The 13,342-nt window shown below is 60.9% G+C and carries 15 protein-coding genes; 8 read left to right on the top strand and 7 right to left on the bottom strand.

The features are described from left to right. Window positions 1-10: 10 nt before the first annotated feature. The 3 genes from BSK43_RS02595 to BSK43_RS02585 all read right to left on the bottom strand — a co-directional run bounded on the left by BSK43_RS02595 (window position 11) and on the right by BSK43_RS02585 (window position 1,363). Window positions 11-418, bottom strand: a complete 408-nt coding sequence (locus BSK43_RS02595; protein WP_077470811.1) for a type II toxin-antitoxin system VapC family toxin — start codon at window positions 416-418, stop codon at window positions 11-13. Window position 419: 1 nt separating this feature from the next. Continuing rightward, a complete protein-coding gene (locus BSK43_RS02590; RefSeq protein ID WP_077470810.1) occupies window positions 420-653 on the bottom strand; it encodes an AbrB/MazE/SpoVT family DNA-binding domain-containing protein in 234 nt (77 codons plus the stop codon). A 95-nt stretch (window positions 654-748) separates the two neighbouring features. Then, the gene (locus BSK43_RS02585) at window positions 749-1,363 is read right to left on the bottom strand and encodes a hypothetical protein (protein WP_077470809.1); all 615 of its coding nucleotides are present in this window, start codon (window positions 1,361-1,363) and stop codon (window positions 749-751) included. 316 nt (window positions 1,364-1,679) lie between these two features. Here BSK43_RS02585 and BSK43_RS34995 point away from each other — a divergent pair, with 316 nt between their 5' ends. Beyond that, window positions 1,680-1,835 (top strand): hypothetical protein, encoded by a 156-nt coding sequence (locus BSK43_RS34995; RefSeq protein ID WP_169055358.1) that lies wholly within the window; start codon window positions 1,680-1,682, stop codon window positions 1,833-1,835. A 12-nt stretch (window positions 1,836-1,847) separates the two neighbouring features. Here the strand turns inward: BSK43_RS34995 and hutC are convergent, their stop codons facing one another. Beyond that, window positions 1,848-2,567, bottom strand: coding sequence for a histidine utilization repressor (gene hutC / locus BSK43_RS02580; protein ID WP_077470808.1), 720 nt, complete (start codon window positions 2,565-2,567; stop codon window positions 1,848-1,850). A gap of 79 nt (window positions 2,568-2,646) precedes the next feature. Next, complete coding sequence (locus tag BSK43_RS02575) at window positions 2,647-3,990, bottom strand: formimidoylglutamate deiminase (protein WP_077470807.1); 1,344 nt, start codon at window positions 3,988-3,990, stop codon at window positions 2,647-2,649. Window positions 3,991-4,091: 101 nt separating this feature from the next. Between BSK43_RS02575 and hutI the strand changes: the two genes are divergently transcribed. From hutI to BSK43_RS02540, 7 genes are all read left to right on the top strand, one after another. Then, complete coding sequence (hutI, locus tag BSK43_RS02570; protein ID WP_077470806.1) at window positions 4,092-5,348, top strand: imidazolonepropionase; 1,257 nt, start codon at window positions 4,092-4,094, stop codon at window positions 5,346-5,348. Further along, the gene (hutH, locus tag BSK43_RS02565) at window positions 5,345-6,880 is read left to right on the top strand and encodes a histidine ammonia-lyase (protein ID WP_136686674.1); all 1,536 of its coding nucleotides are present in this window, start codon (window positions 5,345-5,347) and stop codon (window positions 6,878-6,880) included. The genes hutI and hutH overlap by 4 nt, the downstream gene beginning before the upstream one ends. Before the next feature lies 1 nt (window position 6,881). Then, complete coding sequence (hutU, locus tag BSK43_RS02560) at window positions 6,882-8,567, top strand: urocanate hydratase (RefSeq protein WP_077470805.1); 1,686 nt, start codon at window positions 6,882-6,884, stop codon at window positions 8,565-8,567. A gap of 2 nt (window positions 8,568-8,569) precedes the next feature. Further along, the gene (locus tag BSK43_RS02555) at window positions 8,570-9,139 is read left to right on the top strand and encodes a HutD family protein (RefSeq protein ID WP_077470804.1); all 570 of its coding nucleotides are present in this window, start codon (window positions 8,570-8,572) and stop codon (window positions 9,137-9,139) included. A gap of 737 nt (window positions 9,140-9,876) precedes the next feature. Further along, the gene (locus tag BSK43_RS02550; protein WP_077470803.1) at window positions 9,877-10,539 is read left to right on the top strand and encodes a sulfite oxidase-like oxidoreductase; all 663 of its coding nucleotides are present in this window, start codon (window positions 9,877-9,879) and stop codon (window positions 10,537-10,539) included. A gap of 206 nt (window positions 10,540-10,745) precedes the next feature. After that, window positions 10,746-12,206, top strand: a complete 1,461-nt coding sequence (locus BSK43_RS02545) for an MFS transporter (RefSeq protein WP_077470802.1) — start codon at window positions 10,746-10,748, stop codon at window positions 12,204-12,206. Window positions 12,207-12,288: 82 nt separating this feature from the next. Further along, window positions 12,289-12,594: a hypothetical protein gene (locus BSK43_RS02540; protein ID WP_077470801.1), complete on the top strand. Its 306-nt coding sequence runs from the start codon at window positions 12,289-12,291 to the stop codon at window positions 12,592-12,594. A gap of 22 nt (window positions 12,595-12,616) precedes the next feature. On the opposite strand, the gene BSK43_RS02535 is transcribed toward BSK43_RS02540, so the two are convergent. Both BSK43_RS02535 and BSK43_RS02530 read right to left on the bottom strand, forming a co-directional pair. Further along, the gene (locus tag BSK43_RS02535; RefSeq protein ID WP_077470800.1) at window positions 12,617-13,012 is read right to left on the bottom strand and encodes a type II toxin-antitoxin system VapC family toxin; all 396 of its coding nucleotides are present in this window, start codon (window positions 13,010-13,012) and stop codon (window positions 12,617-12,619) included. Continuing rightward, window positions 13,012-13,233 (bottom strand): type II toxin-antitoxin system VapB family antitoxin, encoded by a 222-nt coding sequence (locus BSK43_RS02530; RefSeq protein ID WP_077470799.1) that lies wholly within the window; start codon window positions 13,231-13,233, stop codon window positions 13,012-13,014. Before BSK43_RS02530 ends, BSK43_RS02535 begins: the two co-directional genes overlap by 1 nt. Between the last annotated feature and the right edge of the window lie 109 nt (window positions 13,234-13,342).

Genomic DNA, 13,342 nt, shown 5'->3' with positions numbered 1-13,342 from the left:
TGCTCCGCGCTCAGCCCGGCTGTGGACTGATGAGCGTGACGGACTTGAAGTAGGTCTGGAAGCGCTTCGTGTCGCGGGTCAGTAGGGGAAAGCCGTTGACGGCAGCATGAGCGCCAATGAAGAAATCGGGCAGGACGCCGCCGCGTGTCCCGCCCGATTTGCGATATTGGGTGAAAACCTTGGCGGCAAGGAAGAGTGCTGCCCGGGGGATCGGCATGATATCGATGCCGGTTTCGGCGAGCATGGCGTCGAGATCTTCTATCCGGTCGTAGCGAACCGAGATTTCGGCATAGACGACGTCGTTGATGCGGAGTGGCCCGAGGAGGCTTGCGGCATCGAGTTGCGCCAGCGACCAAGCGTACCACACCGGATCATTGGTGATGATATCCAGGAGGATATTGGAATCGACGAGGATCACGTCAGCCTTCGCCGCGTGTCAAAGCCATGATTTCATCCGTGCTCATGCCCTTACCGGCATGTCCGCGAAACTTGGCAAACCGGCTCACCTGATCGCCCGCATCCACAGGTACAAGGACGATATTGCCGTCAGCCGCCCGGCGAAAGTCGACATGGCTTCCAGGCCCGATTCCCAGCATGTCGCGAACTGCCTTGGGAATCGTGACCTGTCCCTTTGCTGTAACGGTCGTACTCATGGCTCGCCTCGGTAATGATCTCTGAAACAGAGGTATTACTTTTGGCGGTCGAGTTCAAGGTAACCGGTCTTTCCGCGCGTCGGTGCGCTGAACGATCACATCGGCGGCACGGTACCATTGAGGCCGACGGCGACGCGCTCGGCGGAGACCGTGGTTGCGTCGGTCTGCTCGCCGGTGATGAAGACGCCGGCGCCGGGTTTTACGTCGGCCTTCGTGGCTGCTGCCAACGTTACGACGGGCGTACCTTTGGGAATGCTGATCTTGCGCTGTCCGCCCTTGTAGGTGAGCGTCAATGTCGGGCCGTTCACCGATGTCACGGCGTCGGCGACGGTCGCGTTGGTCATGGAGCTGTTCGGTGCCGAATCCCAGGGGCGGTCACCCTCTCCGGTTCCTTTCATCGCGGCTGGGAAGATGACGACTTCTATGGCGCCGTTGATGCCGCTATCGGTCGGCTGCGAGGCGATGCCGACGAAATCGCCCGGCTTGATATCGCCAACCGCCGCCTGGACGACGCCGCTGACGTTCCAGCCGGATTTCAGCGCGACCGTCACGTCGCTGCCGTCGCGGGACTTGACCTTGAGCGTATCGCCATCGAGGCTCTCGACGGTGCCGCGCACCTTGACGCGCTCGGCTGCATCAACGCTTTGCAGCGCGGCGAACATTGCGACGGTGAGCGTCAGCGCACCCGTGATCAGGTGTTTGCTATGCATGGGCGGGGTCTCCCTTGAGTGTCGGCCGAGTGGCGTGCCGGTCGTGTTGGATGCGATGCCGAGCCGGTCAGCGGGATTTTCCTGCGCAGACAGAGGGACTTGGCTATCGACGCGATGATCCTATGCGCCGGCTGTGCCGTTCGCCATTCAAACAAGCGTGAGATGAGGGTGATATGGTGCCCGAGACGTGATCGAGAAAAACCGAAATAAATGCAAAAACATCAAACTTTGCTTAAGGTTTGACGTTACATTGTGACGGCTGTCTCGAAATCCCTATCGCGCCATTGCGCTGGGCTGGGGAGATTGGAGAACCGATATGACCGCGATTCGTCCACTTCTGATCGGCATCATTCTGATTCTGGCACTGGTGTTGATTGCGCTCAGTATTCTGCTGGTTGATCCCTCTCATCCGTTGCGTCAATCCGACAGCCTCATCCCCATGCATACGGAGCCCGCGCAACAGCGGCCGTAATAAGCGCGTGGATCAGCTCGATGGGGTGAAGCGCGCTACAAGGCTGTGACGATCACCCGGATAGGTGAGCCGGACATGGGTTATCGGGCCACTTGAACTCCATGTGCGCCGTTCGACCACAAGGCAGGCCGTGCCCTTGGCGACACCAAGGCTCGCGGCCTCGTCGCCTTCGGCGGAGATGGCGCGGATCTGGTGCTCGGCGGTGCTCCAGGGCACTTGATTGAGCAGCCAGGGGCCTGGCGGCAAGGCTGCGAAATCGGCCTTGGCCGCGTCCGGCACGGCATCGAGGTTGATCACGCGATTTTCCAGACAGAAGGGTCGCGGGCCGGCATAGTGGATGCAGTTGATCTCGATTACCGGGACCGAGCCGGCGAACTGCAGCCGGCGCGCGTCTTCAGCGCGACCGCGCCGCTCGGAGATTTTCACAAGCTTGTGCGAATAAGGCAGATTGAGCGACTGCACTTCCGATTTGATGTCGTGGATTTCCAGCACCGCCGATTGCGCCTGCGGATGGGTAACGAAACTGCCCGAGCGCTTTCGACGCTCGATGAGACCGGCGCGGGCAAGCTGCGTCAGCGCCTTGTTCACCGTCATGCGCGAGCAGTCATATTGCTCCGCCAAGGCGAGCTCAAAGGGAATGCGATGCCCCGGCGGCCACGCGCCGGAGACGATCTGGCTCTCGATATCGCTCAGGATACGCTGATGCAGGGTCGCCTCTTTAGTCGTGGCCATGCCGCCTATCATTTCCGTGTGAGACATCGAACTTGCGCACACTGTTTAAGGATCAATCGATGGAAGGAAAAGCGGTTTCTTAACCGATGAGTTCAGCCATCACTTGCCGGAATCGCGCAGAGATTGTCTCTCTCTTGATGTGGCGACCTGCCTCGACCTGCTTCTTGCCCAGGACCCAGACGCCGTCGACAGTGACGCCGCCGGCGAATGTCCAATGATCGAGGATCTGGTCGCCGGAGAGATAAGGCACTGCGCTGGCATCCAGCGAAACAATGTCCGCATGGTTGCCGACGGCAAGTCCGGCCGGGGCTTTCAATGCCGTGCCGCCGCCTGCCAGCGCGCCATCGAACAGTTTCCGCGCCGTCGAGCCGCCTGACGAGGCGATGACGTTGCGGGCGCGCAGTGCGAGGCGCTGCGAATATTCCAGCTGCCGCAATTCTTCCGGAACGGAGATCAGGATGTTGGAATCCGAGCCGATGCCATAGCGGCCACCTTCCTCCAGGAAGAGGGGGGCGGCAAAGGCGCCGTCGCCGAGATTGGCTTCGGTAATGGGGCAGAGGCCGGCGATCGCGCCGCTCTTCGCCATGCGCCGGGTTTCGTCTTCGGTCATGTGCGTTGCGTGGATCAGGCACCAGCGGTCATTGACCGGGGCATTGTCGAGCAGCCACTGCACGGGGCGGGCGCCCGACCATGCGATGCAATCCTCGACTTCCTTCACCTGCTCGGCGACATGGATATGGATCGGCCCGTCGCCGGCGATCGGCACCAGTTTTGCCAGCTCCTCGGGTGTGACGGCGCGCAGGCTATGCGGCGCGATGCCGAGTTCGGCTCCGGGCAGGCGGCTCGTCACCGTGCGGCAGCCTGATATCAGCGCTTCGAAGCTTTCGATGGAATTGATGAAGCGGCGCTGGCCTTCGATGGGGGCTGTGCCTCCGAAGCCGGAATGGGCGTAGAAGACGGGGAGCAGCGTCAGCGCGATGCCGGTTTCGGCGCTGGCGGCGCCGATGCGCTCTGCCAGTTCGGCGATATTGGCGTAGGGGCTGCCATCCTTGTCGTGGTGCAGGTAATGGAATTCGCCGACACGGGAGAAGCCTGCCTCCAGCATTTCCATATAGAGTTGGGCTGCCACAGCCTCGACATGCTCGGGGGTCATCGACAGCGCGAACTTGTACATGACGGTGCGCCAGCTCCAGAAGCTGTCATTGGCCGGGCCGCGAACTTCGGCAAGGCCGGCCATGGCGCGCTGGAAAGCGTGGCTGTGCAGGTTCGGCACCGCCGGCACCAGAATATCCTGCCTGTCGTCGCCAGCTTCGGGCGTGACATCAACGGCAATGCCGGCAATCCGGCCGCCTTCGAGGGTCAGCCGTACATTCTCGTGCCATCCGTCGCCAAGCAGTGCCGAGCGTGCATGAAGTGTCGTCATGGTGTCACCCTTTCCTTTTGAACTTGGAGTCCAAAATCCCTCTTGTCAGCCTTTTTAATATGTATATACATTATGGGCCAGTGAGGAAAGGCGTAAAGCTGATGGGTGGGAACAATTTTTCCGAAGATGGTACGGCAAGCGACGGCGCAACCCGTGTCTGGCGCAATGCTCGTCTGGCGACCCTGAAAGAGGGCGAGGCCCGGCTCGGCACGATCGAGAACGGCGCGATCCTGACCAGGGACGACCGGATCGTCTTTGCCGGTAGCGAAGTCGATCTGCCCGATACATCAGGCGCTGAAGTCATCGATCTCGAAGGACGTTGGGTGACCCCCGGCCTCGTCGATTGCCACACACATATCGTCTATGGCGGTAATCGCGCCCGCGAATTCGAGATGCGGCTGGAGGGCGCGAGCTACGAAGAGATTGCTCGTGCCGGCGGCGGCATCGTCTCCTCCGTCAAGGCGACGCGGGCGCTGTCGGTCGACGAGCTTGTTGCTGTTGCCTTACCGCGTCTCGACACGCTGTTGTCCGAAGGTGTCACCACCATCGAGGTGAAGTCGGGCTACGGCCTCAACATCGAATCCGAATTGAAGATGCTGCGGGCCGCGCGCAAGCTGGAGACAGTCCGCCCCGTCCGCGTCGTTACCTCCTATCTCGGCGCGCATGCGACGCCGTCCGAGTATAAAGGCCGCAACGGCGACTATATTGACGATGTCGTGTTGCCCGGATTGAAACAGGCTCATGCCGAAGGTCTTGTCGATGCCGTCGACGGCTTCTGCGAAGGGATAGCCTTCTCGACGGCGGAAATCGCCCGTGTCTTCGATCTCGCCAAGTCGCACGGCATTCCGGTGAAGCTGCATGCCGAACAGCTTTCCAATCTCGGCGGCGCCAAGCTGGCCGCCTCCTACGGCGCGCTTTCGGCCGATCATGTCGAATATCTCGATGAGGATGGCGTCAAGGCGATGGCTGCCGCAGGTACGGTTGCCGTGCTCCTGCCCGGCGCTTTCTATGCCATCAACGAAAAGCAGAAGCCGCCGGTTCAGGCCTTGCGGGATGCGGGCGTCTCGATCGCCATCGCCACGGACTCAAATCCCGGCACTTCGCCGCTGACCTCGCTGCTCTTGACCATGAACATGGCTGCCACCCTTTTCCGTCTCACGGTCGAGGAATGCATCGCCGGCGCCACCCGCGAAGGCGCGCGTGCCCTTGGTCTTCTTGGCGAAACCGGTACGCTCGAAGCCGGCAAGTCGGCCGATTTTGCCATCTGGGATGTCGAAAGCCTGGCGGAGCTGGTCTACCGCATCGGCTTCAATCCACTCCATGCACATGTTTTCAAGGGAAAGAGGTTCAACCGATGACTGTCGTTCTCCATCCGGGCTCCGTCTCGCTGCAACAGCTGGCGACGATCTATTGGAGCGGTGAGCCGGCTAAGCTTGATGCCTCCTTCGATGCCGGCATCGCCAAGGCCGCCGCCCGTATCGCTGAGATCGCCGCCGGCAATGCGCCGGTTTACGGCATCAACACCGGCTTCGGCAAACTGGCATCGATCAAGATCGACAGCGCCGATGTCGCGACGTTGCAGCGCAATCTCATCCTGTCGCATTGCTGCGGTGTCGGCCAGCCGCTGCCCGAGAACGTCGTTCGCTTGATCATGTCGCTGAAACTCATTTCGCTCGGCCGTGGCGCCTCCGGCGTGCGGCTGGAGCTGGTGCGGCTGATCGAAGGCATGCTCGACAAGGGCGTCGTTCCGGTCATTCCGGAAAAGGGTTCTGTCGGCGCATCGGGCGACCTTGCTCCGCTGGCACATATGACTGCGGTCATGATGGGCCACGGCGAAGCCTTCTACGCGGGCGAGCAGCTCTCCGGTGCTGCGGCACTCGAGAAGGCTGGCCTGAAGCCGGTCGTGCTCGCTGCGAAAGAAGGGCTGGCGCTGATCAACGGCACCCAGGTGTCGACTGCGCTTGCACTTGCCGGCCTCTTCCGCGCCCATCGCGCCGCTCAGGCAGCTCTCATCACCGGCGCCATGTCCACGGATGCGGCCATGGGTTCCTCGGCGCCATTCCATCCCGACATTCATACGCTGCGTGGCCACAAGGGCCAGATCGATACCGCCGCCGCCCTTCGCGGGTTGCTGGCCGGCTCGGTGATCCGCGAGAGCCACATCGAAGGCGACGAGCGCGTGCAGGATCCCTATTGCATCCGCTGCCAGCCGCAGGTGGATGGCGCTTGCCTCGATCTGTTGCGGTCCGTCGGCCGTACGCTCGAAATCGAAGCCAATGCCGTTACCGACAATCCGCTCGTGCTGTCGGACAATTCCGTTGTTTCCGGCGGCAACTTCCATGCCGAGCCGGTTGCCTTCGCCGCTGACCAGATTGCCATTGCCGTCTGCGAAATCGGCGCGATCGCACAACGCCGCATCGCGCTGCTGGTCGACCCGGCGCTCAGCTACGGCCTGCCGGCCTTCCTGGCGAAGAAGCCGGGCCTGAATTCCGGCCTGATGATTGCCGAAGTGACCTCGGCGGCGCTGATGTCGGAAAACAAGCAGATGTCGCATCCGGCCTCGGTCGATTCAACGCCGACCTCCGCCAACCAGGAAGACCATGTGTCCATGGCCTGCCACGGCGCGCGCCGCCTGCTGCAAATGACCGACAATCTCTTCGCCATCATCGGCATCGAAGCGCTGACCGCCGCCCAGGGCGTCGAGCTGCGTGCGCCGCTGACGACCAGCCCGGAGCTGACCCTTGCCATCTCGGCGATCCGCAGCGTCGTGCCGTCGCTCGAAGAAGACCGCTACATGGCAAACGACCTCAAGGCCGCCAGCGACCTCGTCGCTTCCGGCGCGCTCAATGCCTCGATTTCAACCGACATCCTGCCCTCCTTGGAGATGTGACATGACCAACCCACGCCATAATATCCGCGAAATTCGCGCACCACGCGGCACGGAGCTCAACGCTAAGAGCTGGTTGACGGAAGCGCCGCTGCGCATGCTGATGAACAACCTCGATCCCGACGTTGCGGAAAACCCGAACGAGCTGGTCGTCTATGGCGGCATCGGCCGCGCCGCCCGTACCTGGGACGATTTCGACCGTATCGTCGCGACGTTGAAGACGCTCAACGAAGACGAGACGCTGCTGGTGCAATCCGGCAAGCCGGTCGGCGTGTTCCGCACCCACAAGGATGCGCCGCGCGTGCTGATCGCCAACTCCAACCTCGTGCCGCATTGGGCAACCTGGGATCACTTCAACGAGCTGGATAAGAAGGGCCTTGCGATGTACGGCCAGATGACGGCCGGCTCGTGGATCTACATCGGCACGCAGGGCATCGTGCAGGGCACCTACGAGACCTTCGTGGAAGCCGGCCGCCAGCATTATAATGGCAACCTCAAGGGCAAGTGGATCCTGACCGGCGGTCTCGGCGGCATGGGCGGCGCACAGCCGCTCGCAGCCGTCATGGCCGGCGCCTGCTGCATCGCCGTCGAGTCCGACGAAACCCGCATCGATTTCCGCCTGCGCACCCGTTACGTCGACGAAAAGGCAAAGACGCTCGATGAAGCGTTGGCCCTGATCGACAAGTGGACGAAGGCTGGCGAAGCCAAGTCCGTCGGCCTGCTCGGCAATGCCGCTGAAATCTTCCCCGAACTGGTGAAGCGCATGAAGGCTGGCGGTCCACGTCCGGATATCGTCACCGACCAGACTTCCGCTCACGACCCGCTGAACGGCTATCTGCCGGCCGGTTGGACGGTGGCCGAGCACAAGGCCAAGCGCGAAAGCGATCCGAAGGCCGTCGAAGCTGCCGCCCGCGCTTCGATGCGCGTTCATGTCGAAGCCATGGTCGATTTCTGGAATGCCGGCGTACCGACGCTCGACTACGGCAACAACATCCGCCAGGTCGCCAAGGATGAAGGTTTTGAAAACGCCTTCGCCTTCCCGGGCTTCGTGCCGGCCTATATCCGTCCGCTGTTCTGCCGCGGCATCGGTCCCTTCCGTTGGGCTGCTCTCTCGGGCGATCCGGAAGATATCTACAAGACCGACGCCAAGGTGAAGGAACTCACCCCGGGCAACACCCATCTGCACAACTGGCTTGATATGGCGCGCGAGCGCATTGCCTTCCAGGGCCTGCCGGCGCGCATTTGCTGGGTCGGTCTCGGCGATCGCCATCGCCTCGGCCTCGCCTTCAACGAAATGGTCAGGAATGGCGAGCTGAAGGCGCCTGTCGTCATCGGCCGCGACCATCTCGACTCCGGTTCGGTCGCCTCGCCGAACCGCGAGACGGAAGCCATGAAGGACGGCTCGGATGCCGTTTCCGACTGGCCGCTGCTCAACGCCCTGCTTAACACCGCGTCGGGCGCCACCTGGGTGTCGCTGCATCACGGCGGCGGCGTCGGCATGGGCTTCAGCCAGCATTCCGGCATGGTCATCTGCGCCGACGGCACGGATGATGCAGCCCGCCGCCTCGGAAACGTTCTCTGGAACGACCCGGCGACCGGCGTCATGCGCCATGCCGATGCCGGCTACGACATCGCCATCGATTGCGCCAAGGAGCAGGGCCTGCGCCTGCCGGCCATCCTGGGGAACTGAAGATGAAACTGCTGCGCGCCAGTGACCACAAGCGCATGCCCTGGAAAAACGGCGGCGGTGAAACGGTGGAGATCGCCGTTTCGCCCGACGGCGTGGGGCTTGCCGACTTCGACTGGCGCGTCAGCATGGCGACCGTTGCCACGGATGGGCCGTTCTCGGTCTTTCCAGGCATCGATCGTACGCTATCCATTCTCGAGGGAGAGGGCATGACCCTCTTCATCGAGGGTCGCGAACCGGAGCGCCTGACGCAGGCAAGCGACCCGCTGCCCTTTGCGGCGGATGCGCCGACTTCCGCGACCTTGATCGACGGCACCATCATCGATCTAAACATCATGACGCGGCGTGGACGCTTTACGCATTCGGTGCGGCGTGTTTCGGTTGACGGGACCATCAAGCTCGCCCCTCGTGGCGGGGTCAGCCTTATCCTTTGCCATCGTGGCCACGCCGACGTCTCCAGGCTTTCGCTTTCGGCATTGGATTGCCTGCTTCTGGAAGCGGGTGGGCCGGAAGTAGACGTTTCCGGAAAAGCGGAGCTGTTTCAGATTGATATCCAGGCCAATCGTCGTCGCTAGGCGAAGATAGCCAGCCGAAGTGATGGGCTCGATAGAACGCCATCCCTATGTTGTGGATGTCTGAATAGCGCCGGTCGAACAGGTCGCCTTTGATCTGAACTTCAGTCTCCTGGATACCCGAAGCATTTTTCGTGAATTTTACCGCTGGCCCGGCGAGCGACATATCATTCGCTATCAAGTGAAGTGTAAGGCACCCTGATATTTTGCCGCCCGATATTCGGTCGGCGTTTGCGATATTAGCCCAAGGAATGACAGCGGTAGTGATGCGTCTGTCTTGAATGCCGTCTGGGCCAATAACGATGACCGGATCAGCGTAATTTCGGCGAATATAGATCGGAACGCGCTCTATCGCTGCCGCGCAAAATATAACGAGAAGCACGACTTCGTTCGCACGAAACCGCCAAATTAGTGCATCCGAATTTTCATTACGGGTTGCAACTAACAGCCCCACAAGGAGGGCTATTATTGTGAAAACCGCTATAGTTGCGCGTATCGCCGCAAACTTGGAATAGCGGATCTCATGGACACGATGAACGGCTACATCGTCATAGAGAAATTCATCGCTAAGCAAGGCAAACTGACCGCCAAGATTGAAACGCGGCACCACCAATACCACTATGCAACGTTAGAGTCTAAGGACTTCAGGAAAGCACATTCCTGTCCTTGAGTTGGGTTGATCTTCTTGACACCCGAACCTCTCCGGCGCTCCAATGGCGAGCTTTTCCAAGGATGCCTCTATGAGCGACGATCAGATCCCTACCGATAACAAGCTCACCACCTCTAAGCGCCGCTGGGCTGCTGAAGGCAAGTTTCTGACCGGGCGCATCAGCCGGCCCGAGACCGAGCGGCTGCCGCCGGGGCAGCATCTCGTGAAAAACTGGCCGGTGCTTGATCTCGGGGAGCAGCCGCATGTCTCACTGTCGAGCTGGCGGCTCGATGTATTTGGCTTCGTGGAAAAGCGGCTCAGCCTCGATTGGGCTGCTTTTCAGGCAATCGAGCAAAGCACCCGTGTCAGCGACATCCATTGCGTGACGACCTGGTCGCGCTACGACAATCGCTGGGAAGGGGTTTCGACGCGTGATCTCCTTGATCTCGCCATGCCGACGGCCGAGGCACATCATGTGCTGCTGACCAGCTATGACGGCTATACCACCAATCTGCCGCTATCAGATTTTGCCGCCGAAGACGCTATCCTTGCCACAGCCTGGGAAGGCCAGCCGCTGACGCGCGAGCATGGCGGGCCGATGCGTCTCGTCGTGCCGCACCTCTATTTCTGGAAGAGCGCCAAGTGGCTGAGCCGTATTGAGCTGATCGGCGCCGACAGGGCCGGCTTCTGGGAAAAGAACGGCTACCACATGTATGGCGATCCCTGGCGCGAGCAGCGTTATTCCGACGATTGACGTCCAGACGATCGTGAGGCGTCAGTGATTCCAGCGAAGAAAGCCGGCGAGGATCGCGTTTTCTTATGTAACGGTGTCAATTTTTGATGGATCCGGCGCGGGTTTGCGGCTTTGCAAGTCGCAGTGATGGGCGTATTCATTGATCCCATGATTGCTGTCGGGCGAGCCCGGCCACCCCATAACACCATCCTCTGAAATACCATGCCATGACCGTTGTCCGGACTACAGAGCAGCCTTCCGAGACCAGTTTCGGCCGGCAGTCTCGTATCATTGCCTTTGTCGTTGCCGTCGCCTTCTTCATGCAGATCCTCGACGGCACCATCGTCACGACGTCACTGCCGCAGATGGCGAGCACATTCGGCGTCGAGCCGGTGTCGATGAGCATCGGCATCACGGTCTATCTGCTGACGATGGCGGCTTTCGTGCCGCTCGCCGGCTGGGCGGGTGATCGCTACGGCGCCCGGCGGGTGTTTCTGGCGTCGATCACCATCTTCACGGTGGCGTCGCTGTTTTGCGGCCTTTCCGGCAATCTGACGGAGTTCGTCATTGCCCGAGCCGTGCAGGGTATCGGCAGCGCACTGATGACGCCCGTGGGGCGCATCATCGTCTTGAAGAATGCCCGCAAGTCGGATCTCGTGCATGCCATGTCGATGATTACCTGGCCGGCGCTGACGGCGCCCGTCATCGGCCCCGTGCTCGGCAGTTTCATCACCACCTATCTCAGCTGGCACTGGAATTTCCTGATCAACCTGCCGATCGGCATCATCGGGCTCGGCCTCGTCCTGCGCTACGTGCCGGACCAGCGCGAGGAGAAGGTGGCGCCGCTCGATTTCGTCGGCTTCCTCCAGTCGGCGGCAGGATTGACCTTTCTGCTCGCCGGTCTCGAATTCGTCGTCCAGGGTACGACCGCTCTCGTTGCCAGCGTCGGCTTGATTGCCGTCGGCGTGGTCTTCTCCGTCATCGCCACCCGGCATTTCATGCGGGTGGATGCGCCCCTGCTCGATCTCTCCGCCTTCAAGATTCAGACTTTCGCCATGTCGACGCTATCGGCCGGAACGGCGAGCCGGGTGGCGATCAACGCCACGCCCTTTCTGCTGCCGCTGCTCTTCCAGGTGGGCTTCGGCCAGAGCGCGATCGACGCCGGTACCTATCTTCTGTTCTATTTTGCCGGCAATCTCGGCATGAAGGCGATCACGACGCAGATGCTGAGGGCTTTCGGCTTTCGCAACGTACTGGTCGTGAATGGCCTGATCTCGTCCGCCTGCATCGGCGGTTTCGCATTCGTGTCGCCATCGACATCGAACTGGCTGATCTATTGCGTGCTGCTGGCCGCCGGTCTTTCGCGGTCGATGAATTTCACCGCGCTGAATACGCTCGGCTTTGCCGATATTCACGCGTCCCAGCGCAGTTCTGCCTCGACCCTTTCCAGCATGCTGCAGCAGGTATCGCTGCTGCTCGGTGTCGCGGTCGCGGCTGCCGTTCTCAACCTTTCGCGCACCCTCCATGGCGGAGAGGTGCTTTCCCTCATCGATTTCCGCTGGGCTTTCATCGTCGTCGCCCTGATCGGTGCGGTGTCTTCGCTGCGTTTCATCAGCCTTCCGCACGATGCCGGGGCGGAGGTGTCGCGGCACAAAATCAACACATCATCAAAACCTTCAAACTCTTAACGATATTGGGATACAAGTCGCTGTAAATCGGCTAACCAGTTCCCATATGAATAGAGCTTCAACCCCTACAGGAGGCAGTCTGATGCTGCTCAAAACTCTCGCCATTTCGGCTGTCGTCATCGGCATGTCCAGCGCTGCCATGGCAGAACAGGTGCACAAGCATCATCCCAAGCGCGTCAAGGTCGAGGCGGTTCAGACCGATGTCGGCAATGTCGACCACTCGAAGGACGCGATCCTTCCGGACGGCACGATCAACACCGATCCGTCGGTAACCGGCCCTATTCGCGCCGGCGACACGATGTCTCGGCTGCAATGCGCTGCCGCACCGAATTCCGTCGGCGCGCGCGCGAGCGCATTTTCGTCAGGTTCGGCCTCGCTTTGCCCTTGATGGCAACAGGTCAGCGAATGGCTTAGGCCAATTCGATATCGGTTTGAGTGAACCGGCCGCTTTTCGACAATAGCGGCTGGCGATAATAGCGAGCGCAGGCATAGGTCATGCAATCGTCGAGGCTGAGGCGCGCCGTATGGCCGCCTTGGCCGTAGCGCTCATAGGCTTCTGCCGCCAGAAAGGCGGCGCGCGGCGGCACCGCGAGATGCTGGATATTCATCAACTGCAGAAAAGTGCGCACCGCTTCGCCGGCTTCGGTTGGCGGCAGGCCGAGCATTTCTGATATCTCGATTGCCGCATGCACCGCCTCGAGCGGTGACGTCATTCGCGCCGTTGCTGATTGCATGCGGTTGGCGAAGGCACGGGCCTCCTCCTCGTCGGTCATCATTGCCGACAGGACAGTGTGATCGATGAACATCAGACTTCCCCTGCCGTATTATCGGCTTTGGTGGAAGCCTTCTGCTTGAGATTGCGGCAGAAGGTGACGGCGATATCGGCAAGGGCCGGCTTGGTCAGTTCCTCATCCAGCGCCTTCTGAAGCGCCAGCCTCACGGCTTCGGTCTTGGTCGGTGCCTTGGTCAGCGCCTGATAACGGCGCGCCAGCCGGTCGATGGCATCATCTTTGATATAAAGTGGCATCGGATATCCATTTTTATATAAAGGGATATCCTTACGGTATGTCCCTCGTAGAGGCAATCGCGTCTTTTGCTGTCAGCGGGTGAAGGGCGATTTAAGCAGCCGATCTCCT

Source organism: Rhizobium sp. P44RR-XXIV, from assembly GCF_001999485.2.
Classification (GTDB): Bacteria; Pseudomonadota; Alphaproteobacteria; order Rhizobiales; family Rhizobiaceae; genus Rhizobium.
The sequence above is the reverse complement of the archived record's forward strand: the minus strand, read 5'-3'. Positions and strand labels throughout refer to the sequence as shown.

What these genes read in the sequence shown, in the direction of transcription:
- BSK43_RS02535 (WP_077470800.1), bottom strand. Translation starts at nt 13,012, where the DNA reads ATGTTCATCGATCACACTGTCCTGTCGGCAATGATGACCGACGAGGAG.
- BSK43_RS02550 (WP_077470803.1), top strand. Translation starts at nt 9,877, where the DNA reads ATGAGCGACGATCAGATCCCTACCGATAACAAGCTCACCACCTCTAAG.
- BSK43_RS02540 (WP_077470801.1), top strand. Translation starts at nt 12,289, where the DNA reads ATGCTGCTCAAAACTCTCGCCATTTCGGCTGTCGTCATCGGCATGTCC.
- BSK43_RS02545 (WP_077470802.1), top strand. Translation starts at nt 10,746, where the DNA reads ATGACCGTTGTCCGGACTACAGAGCAGCCTTCCGAGACCAGTTTCGGC.
- BSK43_RS02590 (WP_077470810.1), bottom strand. Translation starts at nt 653, where the DNA reads ATGAGTACGACCGTTACAGCAAAGGGACAGGTCACGATTCCCAAGGCA.
- BSK43_RS34995 (WP_169055358.1), top strand. Translation starts at nt 1,680, where the DNA reads ATGACCGCGATTCGTCCACTTCTGATCGGCATCATTCTGATTCTGGCA.
- hutC (WP_077470808.1), bottom strand. Translation starts at nt 2,567, where the DNA reads ATGGCCACGACTAAAGAGGCGACCCTGCATCAGCGTATCCTGAGCGAT.
- BSK43_RS02585 (WP_077470809.1), bottom strand. Translation starts at nt 1,363, where the DNA reads ATGCATAGCAAACACCTGATCACGGGTGCGCTGACGCTCACCGTCGCA.
- hutH (WP_136686674.1), top strand. Translation starts at nt 5,345, where the DNA reads ATGACTGTCGTTCTCCATCCGGGCTCCGTCTCGCTGCAACAGCTGGCG.
- hutI (WP_077470806.1), top strand. Translation starts at nt 4,092, where the DNA reads ATGGGTGGGAACAATTTTTCCGAAGATGGTACGGCAAGCGACGGCGCA.
- BSK43_RS02555 (WP_077470804.1), top strand. Translation starts at nt 8,570, where the DNA reads ATGAAACTGCTGCGCGCCAGTGACCACAAGCGCATGCCCTGGAAAAAC.
- hutU (WP_077470805.1), top strand. Translation starts at nt 6,882, where the DNA reads ATGACCAACCCACGCCATAATATCCGCGAAATTCGCGCACCACGCGGC.
- BSK43_RS02575 (WP_077470807.1), bottom strand. Translation starts at nt 3,990, where the DNA reads ATGACGACACTTCATGCACGCTCGGCACTGCTTGGCGACGGATGGCAC.
- BSK43_RS02530 (WP_077470799.1), bottom strand. Translation starts at nt 13,233, where the DNA reads ATGCCACTTTATATCAAAGATGATGCCATCGACCGGCTGGCGCGCCGT.